The organism is Achromobacter veterisilvae (assembly GCF_037619525.1).
GTDB lineage: Bacteria > Pseudomonadota > Gammaproteobacteria > Burkholderiales > Burkholderiaceae_B > Achromobacter > Achromobacter veterisilvae.
Genome location: NZ_CP148753.1, coordinates 1,588,717 through 1,604,064, shown reverse-complemented (window position 1 = coordinate 1,604,064; position 15,348 = coordinate 1,588,717). Strand labels below are relative to the sequence as shown.

Sequence of the window (15,348 nt, the reverse complement as noted above, 5' to 3'; positions counted from 1 at the left end):
CCCATGACCGCCAGCACGCACGACGACGCCGTCGACCGCCAGTTCAGCCCGCGCGCCTCCGCCTACCTGACCAGCGCCGTCCACGCCCAGGGCGAAGACCTGCTGCAGATGGCCGGCATCGCCGGCCAGCACCCCGGCGCCCGGCTGCTGGACCTGGGCTGCGGCGGCGGCCACGTGAGCTTTCACGTCGCGCCCCAGGTCCAGCACGTGACCGCCTACGACCTGTCGCAGCAGATGCTGGACGTGGTCGCCGGCGAAGCCGCCAAGCGCGGGCTCGCCAACCTGGCCACCTGTCAGGGCAAGGCCGAATACATGCCGTTCGGCGACGGCGAATTCGACCTGGTGATGTCGCGCTATTCCACGCACCACTGGCAGGACGCCGGGCGCGGCCTGCGCGAAGCGTTCCGCGTGCTCAAGCCCGGCGGCACCGCCGTGTTCGCCGACGTGGTCTCGCCCGGCGAGCCGCTGCTGGACACCTGGCTGCAGACGATCGAGGTGCTGCGCGACACCTCGCACGTGCGCGACTATTCCGTCGCCGAATGGACCCGCATGCTGACCGAGGCCGGCTTCACCCTGCAAGGCCTGGTCCCGCGCCGCCTGCCCCTGGAATTCCAGTCCTGGGTGACGCGCATGCGCACGCCGGACACGCTGGTGGCGGCGCTGCGCCACATGTTCGGCATCGCGCCGGACGTGGTGCGCGCGCATTTCGAGGTGCGGGACGACGGCTCCTTCACCAGCGACACGGCCACCATCGTGGTGAAGAAGCCGGCCTGATCCGATCCCGGATCAGCGGGGCGCGGACGGGGCCAGCGCAACCAGCGCGCCGGCCACGCCCTGGCTGCGCAAGGACTGCGCCGCCTGCGCCACGGCCCGCACGAAACGCGGGTCCTGGCCCAGATCTCCGAACACCGGCGCGAGGCTCGTCAATGATTCGGTCCAGGCCAACATCGCCGCCGGCCCCTCCCCCGCCTCTTGCGCCGCCTGTTCCGCCAGCGCGTACTGGCGCGTCAGGACGTCGGCCAGGGGATCCTGGATCTCGTAGCGGCGTCCGGCCTGGTCCACGCCCCGCAGGAAATGCAGCCACCCCGCCACGGCCAGCGCCAGGCCGGGTATGGGCAAATCCGCCGCCAGCCGCGCGCGCACCGTGTCCAGCAGGCGCTGCGGCAGCTTCTGCGAGCCGTCCATCGCGATCTGCCCGGTCTGGTGCTTGAGCGCCGGGTTCTCGTAGCGCTGCAACAAGCGGGCTTGATACTGCGCCAGGTCCAGGCCAGGCAACGCCGGCAGGGTCGGCACGATCTCGTCCTGCATCAGCGCGGCCAGATAGGCTTTCAACGCGGGCTGGGCCATCGCCTGGTCCACCGTGGCCCAGCCGGCCATCACCGACAGATAGGCCAGCGCCGAATGCGCGCCGTTGACCGTGCGCAGCTTCAACGTTTCAAAAGGCGCGGCCTCGGCCACGAAGCGCGCGCCGCCCGCCGGCCAGTCCGGCCTGCCGGCGACGAAACGGTCTTCCACCACCCATTCCAGATATGGCTCGGCCAGCACCGGCCAGGCATCATGCACACCCAATGCGTCGGCCACCTGGCGGCGGTCGTCGTCCGTCGTGCGGGGCACGATGCGATCCACCATCGAACACGGAAACGCGCATGACGATGCGATCCACGCCGCCAACGCGCGATCGACCTGCTCGGCAAACGCCAGCACCATGCCGCGCAACAGGTGGCCGTTGCCGGGCAGGTTGTCCAGCGACATCAGCGTGATGGGCGCAAGCCCCGCCGCCCGCCGCTGCTGCAACCCCCATGCAAGGAACCCGATCGTGCTGCGCGGAGCCAAAGGCTGCCCCAGGTCGTGCACGATGTCCGGATGGTCCAGGTTCAGCCGGCCGCTGGCCGGATCATGGCAATAGCCTTTCTCGGTGACGGTGACGCTGACGATGCGCGTGTCCGCATGCGCAATGCGCGCCAGCACCGCCTGCGGATCTTCCGGCGCGACAAGGGTTTCCAGCAGGCAGCCGATGACCGCGACTTGCTGGCGCGGCCGGCCCGCCGCATCGGCGCTGCGCAAAGCCAGGGCGTACAGCCCGTCCTGCGGCGCCAGCGCGTCGCGCGTATCGGCCTGGCGCAGCGAGACGCCGCAAATACCCCAGCCGCGGTCCGCGCCCGCGTGCAGCGCGGCCTCGTTGACGGCGGCCAGGTGCGCGCGCGCGAAAGCGCCCAGGCCCAGGTGCACAATGCCCACGCGCAGGGAGGCCCGGTCATAGCCGGGGCGCGCCACCGCGTCCGGCAGCGCGGCCAGGCCCATGGGCGACAGGCGCGCCGCACCGGCGGCTACCAGTTCCATAGCGTCCCGTCCTGCTGCAGGCGGTTGACCGGCAGGTAGGCGCGCTTGTACGGATACTTGGCGGCCAGCTTCTCGTCGATGTCGACGCCATGGCCCGGCACGTCGCCCGGATACAGCATGCCCCGGTCGAACGTATAGGCATGCGGGAAGACGGCATCGGTCTCGTCCGTGTGGCGCATGTATTCCTGGATGCCGAAGTTCGGCACCCACAGGTCGAAGTGCAGCGCCGCGCCCATGCAGACGGGCGACAGGTCGGTGGCGCCGTGGCAGCCGGTCCGCACCTGATACAGCGAGGCCAGGTCCGCGATGCGGCGCAGGTGCGTGATGCCGCCCGCGTGCACCACGGTGGTCCGGATGAAGTCGATCAACTGGTTCTGCACCAGGTCCTTGCAGTCCCAGATCGAATTGAATATCTCGCCCACGGCCAGCGGCGTGGTGGTGTGCTGGCGGATCAGACGGAACGCCTCCTGGTTTTCGGCGGGCGTCGCGTCCTCTATCCAGAACAGGTTGTAGGGCTCCAGCGACTTGCCCAGGCGTCCGGCTTCGATGGGCGTCAGGCGATGGTGCACGTCATGCAGCAGGTGGTGGTCGAAGCCCAGCTTCTCGCGGATGCGTTCGAACAGTTGCGGCGTGTGGCGCAGGTACTTCTCGGTGGACCAGTCGTGCTCGCTGGGCAGGTCGGCGTCGGCGGGCTCGTAGAACAGGTTGCCGCGGCCCACGCCGTAGACCTTGTCCAGGCCCGGCACGCCGCTTTGCGCGCGGATGGCGCGGTAGCCCATGTCGGCGTAGCGCAGCACTTCGTCCACCGTATGCTCGATGTCCGACCCGTTGGCGTGGCCGTAGACCATCACGCCGCTGCGGCTCTTGCCGCCCAGAAGCTGATACAGCGGCAGGCCGGCCGCCTTCGCCTTCAGGTCCCACAGCGCCGTGTCCACGGCGGCGATGGCGGTCATGGTGACCGGCCCCCGGCGCCAATACGCGCCCTTGTACAGGTACTGCCAGATGTCTTCGATCTGGTGCGCATCCCGCCCGATCAGGCAGGGAATGACGTGTTCGGTCAGATAGGCCGACACGGCCAGCTCGCGCCCGTTCAGGGTGGCGTCGCCGATGCCGGTCAGCCCCTGGTCGGTTTCGATTTTCAGCGTCACGAAATTGCGGCCCGGCGAACAAACGATCGCGCGCGCGTTCGTAATTTTCATTTTAGGTTTCCGTAGAGACAGGAAAAGGTCTTAGGCCTTGTCGATGCAAAAAAGGAGCCCGCTCGGGCCCTAGCCTTCCCAGCCCAGGTGGCTGAGGAAGTCGCGGGTGCGGGCGACTTGCGGGTTGTCGAAAATCTGCGTGGGCGGGCCTTGCTCGAGGATGGCGCCGTTCTCGAACACCACCACCCAATTGGCCACGCGCCGCGCAAAGCTCATCTCGTGGGTCACGACGATCATCGTCATGCCTTCCTGCGCCAGCTTCTTCATCACGTTCAGCACTTCGCCCACCGTTTCCGGGTCCAGCGCCGACGTGGGTTCATCGAACAGCATCACGTCGGGCTCCATCGCCAGCGCGCGGGCGATCGCCACGCGCTGTTGCTGGCCGCCGGACAGGTTGGCGGGGAAGTTTCCCGCCTTGGCGGCCAGGCCCACCTTTTCCAGCAGCGCCATGGCGCGGGCGCGAGCGGCTTCCGGCGCCATGCCCAGCACCGTGATCGGCCCCATCGCCACGTTGTCCAGCGCCGATTTGTGCGGGAACAGTTCGAAGCTCTGGAACACCATGCCCATGCGCTGGCGCACGCGGCGCACTTCGGATTCGGATTCCGGCAGCGCCACGCCGTCCAGCAGCACGCGGCCGCCGTCCAGCTTTTCCAGCGCGTTGGTGCAACGCAGAAGCGTGGACTTGCCCGACCCGGACGGGCCGATCAGGCACATCACCTCGCCCTTGTTCACTTGCAGCGACACGTCGGCCAGCGCCACGAAGTCGCCATAGACCTTGCGCACGTGTTCATAGACCAGCACGGGCGGCTGTTCCGCGCCCTTGCGCACGGCCAGCGCCGTGCGCGCCGTGGCGGGCTCTTGCTCCGAGATCATGTCGTTCATTCCTTGACTCCGTATTTGCGATGGATCCAGTCGACCAGCTTGGCCTGGGGATAGCCCATCAGCCAATAGATCACCGCCATCGCGGTCAGCATTTCCAGCACGCGGAAGCTCTGCGCGCGCACCTGCATCGAGGCGTAGGCCAATTCGCTGACCGCGATCACCGACACCAGCGACGTATCCTTGAACAGCGAGATCCAGGTGCTGGCCAGCACCGGCAGGATACGGCGCGCGGCCTGCGGGATCAGCACCTTGAACATGGCCTGCCGGCGCGACATGCCCATCGCCAGCGCTGCCTCCATCTGCCCCTTGCGGATCGAATTGATGCCGGCGCGGAAAGTCTCCGAGTTGTAGGCCGACACGTTCAGCACCAGCGCCACCAGCGCCGTGGTCACCGCCGAGAACTGCACGTCCAGCGCCATGGGCATCACGTAGAACGCCCAATAGATCACCAGGATCAGCGGCAGGTTGCGGAAGAACTCCACGATGGCGACGGCCACGCCGTTGGCGATCCGGTTCGACGACAGGCGCATCAACGCCAGCACCATGCCGCCGGGCACGGCAAGCGCCATCGTCACCACCGTCAGCATGATGGTCATCGCGGCGCCTTGCAGCAGCGCATCGCGCGAATCCCAGATGATTCCCCAGTCCAGGTTCATGAGCGCCCCAGGTGTGCGTAGCGTTGGTACAGCCGGTCCACGCCGCGGGTGACCGGGAACAGGATCACGAAGTACGCCACGATGACGGCGGTGAAGACTTCGATGGGCCGGTAGCTCTGGCCGGCGATGGTCTCGGCCTTGTGCATCAGTTCGGGCACCGCGATCACGGTGGCGATGGCGGTGTCCTTGATGGCCACCGTCAGCACCGAGCCGAAGGCCGGCAGCATGCGGATGGTGGCTTGGGGCAGGATGATCTTGCGCAGCGCCTGGGCGCGCGACATGCCCAGCGCCAGGCCCGCGCGCATCTGCCCCGGCCGCACCGACTCGATGCCGGCGCGGATCACCTCGGCCGAATAGGCCGCGATGTGCAGGGTCAGCGCCACCAGCGCCGCCCAGAAGGGCGCGAAGTTCACGCCGGCCAGCAGCGGGAAGGCGAAGTAGATCCAGACCAGCACCACCAGCACGGGGATGGCGCGCATGCTGTCGATGTAGAACACCAGCAGCACGCGCAGCCAGCGCGGCCCGTACAGGCGCAGCAGCGCGATCACCAGGCCCAGCAGAATGCTGGACACCGCGGTGGCGGCACTGAGCGCCACGGTGACGCCGAGGCCGCCGGCGAAGAATCGCCAGTTCTCGACTAGCGGGGAAAAATCGAAATCCATGTAGTCTCCGTGGGACTGGGGCCTGTCAGAACGTCACCATCACTTTCATGGCCTGGTGGCGGTCCGCCGCCAGCGCGAACGCGTCGTGCACGCGGGCGGCCGGCACCGCGGCCGTCAGCAACGGCGACACGTCGAGCACTCCGCGGCTCAGGTAGTCCACGGCCCAGGCGTATTCGTCGACGAAGCGGAAGCTGCCGATGACCGACAGGCTCTTGACCATGATCTGGTTGAAGGGGCATTGATCGCTGCTGCCGTTGAGCGTGCCCACCGTCACGATGACGCCGCGCGGCCGCGTCGCGCGGATGCAATTGGCCAGCCCGGCGTAGTTGCCGGAGGCTTCGAAGCACACGTCGACCGAGCCCTTGCCCGCGGCCAGCTCCTCGATGGCGCCGGGATCGCGGGCGGCGTTGATGGTGCGCGTGGCGCCCACGCGGGCGCAGGTGGCCAGCGTCTCGTCGACGATGTCCACCGCGATCGCCTGGCTGGCGCCGGCCAGCCGCGCCGCCATCAGGGTCAGCGCGCCGATCGGCCCGGCGCCCACCACCATCGCCGTCTTGCCCAGCAGGCTGCCCGCGCTCTTGACCGCATGCAGCGCCACGGCCAGCGGCTCGCCGAACGCGGCCAGCTCGAACGGCAGGCTGTCCGGCACCGGCAGGCACTGCTTTTCCTGCACCACCACCTGTTCGCGCATCGCTCCCTGCATGTGCGGATAGCGGCTGGCGCTGCCGAAGAAGAACACGGCCTCGCAATGGTTGGAATCGCCCTGGCGGCAATAGCGGCACACGCCGCAGGTGCGCGCCGGGTCCAGCGCCACGCGGTCGCCCGGCTTGACGGCGGTGACCGCGGCGCCCACTTCCAGCACCTGGCCCGACGCCTCGTGGCCCGGCGTCAGCGGTTCGCGGATGACGAAGTCGCCCACTTTCCCGTGGCGGTAGTAGTGCAGGTCGGACCCGCAGATGCCCACGGCCTTGACGCCCACCCGCACTTGCGTGGGGCCCAGCGCCTCGGGCTGCTGTTCGTCCAGGCGCAGGTCCTGGGCGCCATGAATGGCGCAGTTCAACATGATGGCCGCCTTATTTCAGGGTTTGGGTCATGCGCAGGTCTTCAGCCGCCAGTTCCGGATGCATGCGGGCTTCCACTTTGCGCAGCCAGTCCAGATACACGGCCTGATCCTTGGCCACGCCCATGCCCGCGTCGATCGCGAAGATCTTGCTGTCCTGGCAGTCGTTCTCTTTGGGGAACACGGCAAGGCCCTTGACCTTCTTGCTGATGTTGGGCCACAGCATGCGGTTCAGCGGCGCGACGTCCGAGCGGCCGGCCAGCACTTCCTCGATCGGCGCGACCGAACCCGAATTTGTCACGCCGCGCAGCTTGGCCTTGGGAAAGCTCTGCAACACCAGCGGCTCTTCGCCCGCGCCGGAGAAGTAGGCCATCGTGATGCCGGGCTGGTTGAAGTCCTCGACCTTGGTGGCGTTCGTGAATTTCGGATTCGACGCCAGCCCGAACATGCAGACGCTGGTGTTGGAGAAGGTCACGAAATCGATGATCTTGGCGCGCTCGGCGTTCTGGTTCAGCGGGCCGATCATGATGTCCATCTGGTTGGCGATCAGCGCGGGCACCTTGGTCTCGTGGCTGACCTGCACGGGCACGATCTTCACTTCCAGCAAGCGCGCGAACTCCTTGCCCAGCAGCCACGACGACCCCATCCAGGGTTCACCCGACCCGGTGGTGTTCTGCACCAGCCAGGGCGGGTTGTTGACCACGCCGACCCGCAGCACGCCCGCCTTGCGGATGGCGTCGATGCGGGGACTTTCGCCGGGCGCGGGCGGCGTCTGGGCATGCGCCGCGGCTGCGCCCGCCAACAGCGCGGCGGACAGGAACAGGCGGGCGGCGGGAAGGCGCGAGGGGAATCGGGGTTGCATGCATAGTCTCCTAGAGGAACCCGGCCGTCTGCCGCCCAATGGCGGCGCGCCCGGTACCGGCGTGTTCAAGCGCCGGCGGTATCGCCAGATCCGCACGCGCCGGGCGCGTGCCGGTTGAAAAGGGGAATGGCCGGACGGCCTACTGGGTCTGTTCGATGATGCGCATTTCGTCAGCGTCCAACGCGGGCTTCATCGTTGCCGCCACTTGCCGCAGCCAGGCCAGGTAGCCGGGTTGGTTCTTGTCGACGGCCAGGCCCACCGGCGAGGCCTTTTCCGTGCTCTGCTGGCAATTGGCTTCGGCGGGAAACACCACCAGGCCGCGCACCTTGCGGTTCAGTCCCACCCACGGCACGCGGTTGATCGGCGCCGCGTCGGCGCGCCTGGCCATGATCTCTTCGATGGGCGCGGTGGCGCCGGAGTTGGCGACGGCGCGCAGCCGAGCCTTGGGGAAACGTTCTTTCACCCAGGCCTCTTCGGCGCCGCCCGTGAAGTAGGCGATGGTGATGTCCGGCTGGTTCAGGTCCTCGACCGCCTTGACCTTGGCCAGCTTGTCGTTGCCGGCGCGGCCGAACATGCAGACGCTGGTGGCCGAATACAGCACGAAGTCCACCACCTTCAGGCGCTCGGGCGTCTCGGCCAGCGGGCTGATGGTCATGTCGACCTGGTTGGCGGCCAGCACCGGCACCTTGGTCTCGTGCGACACGGGCACGGCCGTCAATTTGACGCCCAACTGCTTGGCGTATTCCTTGGCCAGCAGCCAGGCGGGGCCGCTCCAGGCTTCGCCGCTTTTGCCGGACAGGTCCTGGATCAGCCAGGGCGCGTTCTGCAATACGCCCACGCGAAGCTCGCCGGCCTTGCGGATGGCATCGATGCGCGGGCTCTGTCCCGGCGCGGGAAGGCCCGCCGCCGCGGCGCCGCCTTGGGCGGCCACCGGCAAGGACGTCGCCAGCACCGCAGCCGCCGCCCACCGGGCCAACACGCGGCTCCCCTTGTTCTGTTGTTGCATTGCTTGTCTCCTGAACTTGAAAAGCCCGGATCCGGGGCGCGGTTATCTTCCGCGCTCTGCCGAGGGCCGCCTGCCGTACCGCCCCGCGCTACCGCATCAACGCCACCCCTGCGCGAATTCGCCGATCACGCGCTCCAAGTGGGCGCGCATCGCCTGCCTCGCCGCCTGCGCGTCGCCGGCCACCAGCGCGCTGAAAATGCGCTGGTGATCTTCCTGCGACGCCTGGCGCAGCTCCTGCGTATGGAAATGCTGTTCGATCTTTTCCCAGATCGGTCCCTGGGCCTGGTCCCACATCGACGTCACGGTGGCCAACAGCACGCTGTTGCCCGTGGACTGCGCGATATACAGATGGAAACGGCGGTCGGCCTCTTCATTGGCCGCCTTGTCCATCATCTGCTCGCGCATCGTCGTCAGCGCTTCGAAGATGCGGTCCAGGTCCGCGTCGTTGCGGGTCTTGGCCGCCAGCGCCGCGATTTCGGATTCGATCAGGCAGCGCGCGCGCAGCAGCTCGAACGGCCCCGCGCCGGCTTCCTGGGCGGCCGGCAAGCGGGCGATGCCGGGCTTGGGTTCACAGACGTAGATGCCCGACCCGCCGCGCACTTCCACGACCCCCTGCAACTCCAGCGCGATGATGGCTTCGCGCAGCGCGGTGCGGCTGACGTCGAAACGCTCGGCCAGCGCGCGTTCAGCCGGCAAACGCTTGCCGACGGCGAATTCGCCTTGCGCCACCAGGGCCTGGATCTGGGCGGCCAGCCGCACATAGGCGCGGTCCGGCACCGGCTTGCTGGCCGGTTCCTCGGGTTTGGGGATCAGTTGCAGTGTCATGGATCGTCAAAGTGGTTAGACCAAATCATAAGTGGTTTACCAATTTCCACCATCATGGTTTACCACTATCGAAATGGTAAACCATCGTCGCGGGCAGGTGGGGCCAGGCGGCCGGGCTCGACAGCGGCGACAGGAACCCTGTATAGATGGCGGTCCGACAGTATTCATCCGGTGAGGAAGCGTCATGCCCAATACGCCCCGACAGACTTTGTCCGACAAGCCCCAGCCCCGCCCCGTCGGCGCCCTCACGGCCCTGACCGTCACCGAAGCCGCCGCCCGGATCCGCGACGGCCGCCTCACCAGCGTGGCGCTGACCCAGGCCTGCCTGGACCGCATCGACGCCCAGGGCGTGCTCAACGCCTTCATCACCGTCGACCGCGAGGGCGCGCTGGCCCAGGCCCGCGCCTACGACGCCGGGCAGCGCCCAGGCGGTCAGGCCGCGGCGCCGCTGGGCGGCGTGCCCATTGCCATCAAGGACAACATCCACGTGGCCGGATTGCCCAACACGGCCGGCACCCCGGCCTTGAAGCACTTCCGCCCCGCCCAGGACGCGCCCGTCGTCGAGCGCCTGCGCGCTGCCGGCGCGGTCATCGTGGGCAAGACCCACATGCACGAGCTGGCTTTCGGCGTCTCCGGCTACAACACCGCCTTCCCCGGCGCGCACGGCGACGGCACGCGCAACGCCTATGACAGCACCCGCATCGCCGGCGGCTCGTCCTCGGGCAGCGGCGCGGCCGTGGGCGCGCGCCTGACGCCCGCCGCCCTGGGCACCGACACCGGCGCCTCCGTGCGCCTGCCCGCCGCGGTCAACGGCGCCGCGGGCTTCCGGCCTTCGGTCGGCCGGTACGACGGCTCAGGCATCACCCCCATCTCGCACACCCGGGATACGCCCGGGCCGATCGCCAACAGCATGGAAGACATCGTGCTGCTGGACGCCGTGCTGGCAGGCGACGCGCAAGCGCTGGCGCCCCTGCCGCCCGCGGGCGTGCGCCTGGGGCTGGCGGGCTATTTCTGGGCCGGCCTGGAACCCTCCGTGCGCAGCGTCATGGATGCCGCGCTGGCAAAGCTGCGCGAGGCCGGCGTGCATCTGGTGGAAATCGACATGCCCGACCTGCCGGCCGCCAACGCCGCGGTCGGCATGCCGTTGTGCCTATATGAGCAAAAGCCCGACCTGACCGCTTACCTGCAGCGCTACGGCACGGGCGTGAGCTTCGACGAGGTGGTGGCGCAGATATCCAGCCCCGACGTCAAAGCCATTTTCGACGGCCTGATCGTGCCCGGGGTGCTGCCCACGCCGGATGGCCAGGTCCTGCCGCTGCAACCGCTGTACGAACGCGTCATCGCCGTCCAGCGCGACGAATTGATCGACGTCTACCGCCGCGCCTTCCGGGAACACGGCCTGGACGGCCTGCTGTTTCCCACCCTGCCGATCCTGCCGATGGCCGCCACGCCCGAGGCCAGCAGCTTCGAAAGCTTCAGCCGCCTGGCCCGCAACGTCGATCCCGGCAGCAACGCCGGACTGCCCGGGTTGAGCGTCCCGGCGGGCTTGTCGCCGGAAGGCTTGCCGGTAGGACTGGAGATAGACGGACTGCCCGGCGACGACCGCAAGGTGCTGGCGATCGGCGTGATGATCGAAGGTGTCCTGGGGCGCATCGCGCCGCCCGCGGGGTAATTTGTCCCGTGTCCCGGCAGCGGCGGAATGCGCCAGGGGCGGTGGCATGCGCCAGGCGCTAGATCGCTAGGTGTCTGACACCCCACGAGACGCCCTCGCAAGTTGAAGCTCATCTCACCCGGGTGTCAGACACCGGAACGCTGTGCAGATGCGGGGACGCCCAAGGTGTCTGACACCCCACGAGACGCCCTCGCAAGTTGAAGCTCATCTCACCCGGGTGTCAGACACCGGAACGCTGTGCAGATGCGGGGACGCCCAAGGTGTCTGACACCCCACGAGATGCCCTCGCAAGTTGACGCTCATCTCACCCGGGTGTCAGACACCGGAACGCCGTGCGGATGCGGGGACGCCCAAGGTGTCAGACACCGAAACGCTGCGGACACCGGAACATGGCATCACCCCAGGTTCGGCGCCAGCGTCCGCTTCAGGTCCTCGATGCTGCGTCCGCTGCGCGCCGCGTAATCCAGCAACTGGTCTTCGCCGATCACGCCCACGTTGAAGTACTGCGACTGCGGATGGCTGAAGTAGAAGCCGGACACGCTCGAGGCCGGGTACATGGCGTAGCTGTCGGTCAGCATCATGCCGATGTCCGCGCCGTCCAGCACGCGGAACATGTCGGTCTTCACCACGTGCTCCGGACACGCGGGATAGCCGGGCGCCGGGCGGATGCCCACGTACTTCTCGGCGATCATGTCGTCGTTGGACAGGGCCTCGTCGGACGCGTAGCCCCACAGGTCCTGGCGCACGCGGGCGTGCAGGCATTCGGCGAAGCCCTCGGCCAGGCGATCGGCCAGGGACTTGAGCATGATGCTGGAATAGTCGTCCAGCGCCTTTTCGAACTCCGCTTCCTTCTTTTCGATGCCGATGCCGGCCGTGACGGCGAACATGCCGATGTAGTCCAGCTTGCCGCTGGACCTGGGCGCGATGAAGTCCGACAGCGACTTGTTGCTGACGCCTTCGCGCTTGGCGCCCTGCTGGCGCAGGTTGCGGTAGGTGAACAGCACTTCGCTGCGCGTTTCGTCCTTGTAGACCTCGATGTCCTCGTCATTGACGCTGTTGGCCGGGTAGAAGCCGACGACGCCGTTGGCGGTCAGCCAGCGGCCTTCGACGATGCGCTTCATCATGGCCAGGCCGTCGGCGTAGACCTTGCGCGCCTGCTCGCCCACGACCTTGTCGTCCAGGATCGCCGGGAACGGGCCGAACAGGCTCCAGGTCTGGAAGAACGGGCCCCAGTCCACGTACTTCACGATCTCGGCCAGGTCGTAGCTCTTGAACGTACGGCGGCCGATGAACTTCGGGCGCGGCGGCGTGTAGGCGTCCCAGTCGATCGCGGGGCGCGAGGCGCGCGCTTCCGCCAGCGGCAGGATCGGCGTGGCCTTGCGGTTGGCGTGGCGGCGGCGCACCTCTTCGTAGTCCTGCGCCAGTTCCGCCAGGTAGGCGTCCGCCTGGTCCGACATCAGGTTGGTGGCCACGCCCACCGAACGGCTGGCGTCCGGCACGTAGATGACCGGGCCTTCGTAGTTGGGCGCGATCTTCACGGCGGTGTGCACGCGGCTGGTGGTGGCCCCGCCTATCATCAGCGGCAGCTTGCGGCTGCGGAAATACTCGTCGCGCTGCATTTCGCTGGCCACGTAGGCCATTTCTTCCAGGCTGGGCGTGATCAGGCCCGACAGGCCGACGATGTCGGCGTTCTCTTCCTTGGCCTTTTCCAGGATCTGCGCGCAGGGCACCATCACGCCCATGTTCACGACTTCGAAGTTGTTGCACTGCAGGACCACCGACACGATGTTCTTGCCGATGTCGTGCACGTCGCCCTTGACGGTAGCGATGACGATCTTGCCCTTGGCCCGCACGTCGCCGCCGGCCGCCGCGATCTGGCGCTTTTCCTCTTCGATGAAGGGGATCAGGTGCGCCACGGCCTGCTTCATGACGCGGGCGGATTTCACCACCTGCGGCAGGAACATCTTGCCCGCGCCGAACAGGTCGCCCACGACGTTCATGCCGTCCATCAGCGGGCCTTCGATCACCTCGATGGGGCGGCCGCCGCGCGCGGCGATCTTCTGGCGCACCTCTTCCGTGTCTTCGACGATGAAGGCCGTGATGCCGTGCACCAGCGCGTGCGACAGGCGCTGCTCGACGGAGGCGTCGCGCCAGGCCAGGTCCTCTTCCTTCTTGGCGCCCGATCCCTTCACGCTGTCGGCGAACTGCACCAGGCGCTCGGTCGGGGTGCGTTCGTCGTCGGCCTCGGTCTTGCCCACGGGCTCGGGACGGTCCAGGATCACGTCCTCGACCAGGTCGCGCAGCTTCGGATCCAGGTCCGCGTACACGCCGAGCTGGCCGGCGTTGACGATGCCCATCGTCATGCCTTCCTTGACCGCGTAGTACAGGAACACGGTGTGGATGGCCTCGCGCATCGGCTCGTTGCCGCGGAACGAGAAGCTGACGTTGGACACGCCGCCCGAAATGCGGGCATGCGGCAGGTTGTCGCGGATCCAGCGCGTGCCTTCGATGAAGTCCACGGCGTAGTGGTTGTGTTCGTCGATGCCGGTGGCGACCGCGAAGACGTTCGGATCGAAAATGATGTCTTCGGGCGGAAAGCCCTCTTCCTCGACCAGGATCTGGTAGGCCCGGCCGCAGATTTCCTTGCGGCGCTCCAGCGTGTCGGCCTGGCCCTGCTCGTCGAAGGCCATCACCACCACCGCCGCGCCGTAGCGGCGGCACAGGCGCGCATGGTGGCGGAAGGGCTCCAGCCCTTCCTTCATGGAAATGGAGTTCACCACCGGCTTGCCCTGCACGCACTTCAGGCCGGCCTCGATGACTTCCCACTTGGAGCTGTCGATCATGATCGGCACGCGCGCGATGTCCGGCTCGGAGGCGATCAGGTTCAGGAAGCGGTGCATGCACGCCACCGAATCCAGCATGGCCTCGTCCATGTTGATGTCGATGATCTGCGCGCCGTTCTCGACCTGCTGGCGGGCCACGGCCAGCGCCTCGTCGTATTTCTCTTCGCGGATCAGGCGGGCGAACATCTTGCTGCCCGTCACGTTGGTGCGTTCGCCCACGTTGACGTACAGCGTGTCCTCGTCGATGTTCAAGGGCTCAAGGCCCGACAGCCGGGTCTTGACCGGGATATCGGGCACGGCGCGCGGCGTGAGCGAACCGACTTTCTCGGCGATGGCGCGGATGTGGTCCGGCGTGGTGCCGCAGCAGCCGCCGGACATGTTCACCAGGCCGGCGCGCGCGAATTCCTCCAGCAGCGCCGAGGTGTCGGCCGGGGTTTCGTCGAACCCGGTCTCGGCCATCGGGTTGGGCAGGCCGGCGTTGGGGTAGACGCAGACGTAGGTGTCGCAGATCCTGGCCAGCTCGGCCACGTAGGGGCGCATCAGCGCCGCGCCCAGCGCGCAGTTCAGGCCGATGGTGACGGGGCGCGCGTGGCGCACCGAATTCCAGAAGGCCTCGACGGTCTGGCCCGACAGGATGCGGCCGGAGGCGTCGGTCACCGTGCCGGAGACCATGACGGGCAGGCGGATGCCGCGCTCTTCGAACACTTCCTCGGTGGCGTAGATGGCCGCCTTGGCATTCAACGTGTCGAAAATGGTTTCGATCAGGACGATGTCGATGCCGCCGTCGAGCAGCCCGTTGAGCTGTTCGACGTAGGCCGCGCGCAGTTCGTCGAAAGTGACGTTGCGGGCGCCCGGGTCGTTCACGTCCGGAGAGATCGAGGCCGTCTTGGGCTGCGGGCCCAGCGCGCCGGCCACGAAACGCGGCTTGTCCGGCGTGCTGTAGGCGTCACAGGCCTCGCGCGCGAGGCGGGCGGACACCAGGTTCAGTTCGTAGGCCAGTTCGGGCAGGTCGTAGTCGCCCTGCGCGATCGAGGTGGCGCCGAAGGTGTTGGTTTCGATGACGTCGGCGCCGGCCTCGAGGTACTGGCGGTGGATCTCGGAGATCACGTCCGGCCGCACCAGCGACAGCAGTTCGTTGTCGCCCTTCAGGTCCTTGCCGTGGGCGGCGAAGCGCTCGCCGCGGAAGTCCGCCTCGCCCAGCTTGTAGCGCTGGATCATGGTGCCCATGGCGCCGTCCAGGATCAGGATGCGCTTGCCCAGCAGGCGGGCGAATTCACCGCCCTGGGTATAGGCTTCGGGCGGGTATGGCAGGCGGGGATACGACACGGGCAGGTCCGGATG

12 protein-coding genes are annotated in these 15,348 nt (G+C 67.8%); 2 read left to right on the top strand and 10 right to left on the bottom strand.

Annotated features, from left to right (window positions below; translation table 11 throughout):
• The first annotated feature begins 3 nt into the window (after positions 1 to 3).
• Positions 4 to 774: a class I SAM-dependent methyltransferase gene (locus WHX56_RS07465; protein WP_338880889.1), complete on the top strand. Its 771-nt coding sequence runs from the start codon at positions 4 to 6 to the stop codon at positions 772 to 774.
• 12 nt (positions 775 to 786) lie between these two features.
• Here the strand turns inward: WHX56_RS07465 and WHX56_RS07460 are convergent, their stop codons facing one another.
• The 9 genes from WHX56_RS07460 to WHX56_RS07420 form a co-directional block, all read right to left on the bottom strand.
• Positions 787 to 2,340, bottom strand: a complete 1,554-nt coding sequence (locus tag WHX56_RS07460) for a mannitol dehydrogenase family protein (RefSeq protein WP_338880888.1) — start codon at positions 2,338 to 2,340, stop codon at positions 787 to 789.
• Positions 2,328 to 3,539, bottom strand: coding sequence for a D-mannonate dehydratase ManD (gene manD / locus WHX56_RS07455; RefSeq protein ID WP_338880887.1), 1,212 nt, complete (start codon positions 3,537 to 3,539; stop codon positions 2,328 to 2,330). Before manD ends, WHX56_RS07460 begins: the two co-directional genes overlap by 13 nt.
• A gap of 69 nt (positions 3,540 to 3,608) precedes the next feature.
• A complete protein-coding gene (locus tag WHX56_RS07450; RefSeq protein ID WP_338880886.1) occupies positions 3,609 to 4,421 on the bottom strand; it encodes an amino acid ABC transporter ATP-binding protein in 813 nt (270 codons plus the stop codon).
• Complete coding sequence (locus tag WHX56_RS07445; protein WP_129241532.1) at positions 4,418 to 5,077, bottom strand: amino acid ABC transporter permease; 660 nt, start codon at positions 5,075 to 5,077, stop codon at positions 4,418 to 4,420. Before WHX56_RS07445 ends, WHX56_RS07450 begins: the two co-directional genes overlap by 4 nt.
• Positions 5,074 to 5,739: an amino acid ABC transporter permease gene (locus WHX56_RS07440; RefSeq protein ID WP_129241531.1), complete on the bottom strand. Its 666-nt coding sequence runs from the start codon at positions 5,737 to 5,739 to the stop codon at positions 5,074 to 5,076. Before WHX56_RS07440 ends, WHX56_RS07445 begins: the two co-directional genes overlap by 4 nt.
• A 25-nt stretch (positions 5,740 to 5,764) precedes the next feature.
• Entirely contained in the window at positions 5,765 to 6,802 is a 1,038-nt protein-coding gene (locus tag WHX56_RS07435; protein ID WP_338880885.1) for an L-idonate 5-dehydrogenase, read from the bottom strand.
• A 10-nt stretch (positions 6,803 to 6,812) separates the two neighbouring features.
• The gene (locus WHX56_RS07430; protein ID WP_338880884.1) at positions 6,813 to 7,661 is read right to left on the bottom strand and encodes a transporter substrate-binding domain-containing protein; all 849 of its coding nucleotides are present in this window, start codon (positions 7,659 to 7,661) and stop codon (positions 6,813 to 6,815) included.
• A 139-nt stretch (positions 7,662 to 7,800) separates the two neighbouring features.
• Positions 7,801 to 8,667, bottom strand: a complete 867-nt coding sequence (locus tag WHX56_RS07425) for a substrate-binding periplasmic protein (RefSeq protein WP_287755320.1) — start codon at positions 8,665 to 8,667, stop codon at positions 7,801 to 7,803.
• Between the two features lie 96 nt (positions 8,668 to 8,763).
• A complete protein-coding gene (locus WHX56_RS07420; protein WP_287755319.1) occupies positions 8,764 to 9,492 on the bottom strand; it encodes a FadR/GntR family transcriptional regulator in 729 nt (242 codons plus the stop codon).
• A gap of 208 nt (positions 9,493 to 9,700) precedes the next feature.
• Here WHX56_RS07420 and iaaH point away from each other — a divergent pair, with 208 nt between their 5' ends.
• Positions 9,701 to 11,164 carry an indoleacetamide hydrolase gene (iaaH, locus tag WHX56_RS07415; protein ID WP_422393655.1) on the top strand — a complete coding sequence of 488 codons (1,464 nt, stop codon included), beginning with the start codon at positions 9,701 to 9,703 and terminating at the stop codon, positions 11,162 to 11,164.
• A 395-nt stretch (positions 11,165 to 11,559) separates the two neighbouring features.
• Here iaaH and metH read toward each other — a convergent pair whose 3' ends face one another.
• Positions 11,560 to 15,333 carry a methionine synthase gene (metH, locus tag WHX56_RS07410; protein ID WP_338880882.1) on the bottom strand — a complete coding sequence of 1,258 codons (3,774 nt, stop codon included), beginning with the start codon at positions 15,331 to 15,333 and terminating at the stop codon, positions 11,560 to 11,562.
• Between the last annotated feature and the right edge of the window lie 15 nt (positions 15,334 to 15,348).

What these genes read in the sequence shown, in the direction of transcription:
- WHX56_RS07465 (WP_338880889.1), top strand. Translation starts at nt 4, where the DNA reads ATGACCGCCAGCACGCACGACGACGCCGTCGACCGCCAGTTCAGCCCG.
- WHX56_RS07450 (WP_338880886.1), bottom strand. Translation starts at nt 4,421, where the DNA reads ATGAACGACATGATCTCGGAGCAAGAGCCCGCCACGGCGCGCACGGCG.
- WHX56_RS07430 (WP_338880884.1), bottom strand. Translation starts at nt 7,661, where the DNA reads ATGCAACCCCGATTCCCCTCGCGCCTTCCCGCCGCCCGCCTGTTCCTG.
- WHX56_RS07440 (WP_129241531.1), bottom strand. Translation starts at nt 5,739, where the DNA reads ATGGATTTCGATTTTTCCCCGCTAGTCGAGAACTGGCGATTCTTCGCC.
- manD (WP_338880887.1), bottom strand. Translation starts at nt 3,539, where the DNA reads ATGAAAATTACGAACGCGCGCGCGATCGTTTGTTCGCCGGGCCGCAAT.
- WHX56_RS07460 (WP_338880888.1), bottom strand. Translation starts at nt 2,340, where the DNA reads ATGGAACTGGTAGCCGCCGGTGCGGCGCGCCTGTCGCCCATGGGCCTG.
- WHX56_RS07425 (WP_287755320.1), bottom strand. Translation starts at nt 8,667, where the DNA reads ATGCAACAACAGAACAAGGGGAGCCGCGTGTTGGCCCGGTGGGCGGCG.
- WHX56_RS07420 (WP_287755319.1), bottom strand. Translation starts at nt 9,492, where the DNA reads ATGACACTGCAACTGATCCCCAAACCCGAGGAACCGGCCAGCAAGCCG.
- WHX56_RS07435 (WP_338880885.1), bottom strand. Translation starts at nt 6,802, where the DNA reads ATGTTGAACTGCGCCATTCATGGCGCCCAGGACCTGCGCCTGGACGAA.
- WHX56_RS07445 (WP_129241532.1), bottom strand. Translation starts at nt 5,077, where the DNA reads ATGAACCTGGACTGGGGAATCATCTGGGATTCGCGCGATGCGCTGCTG.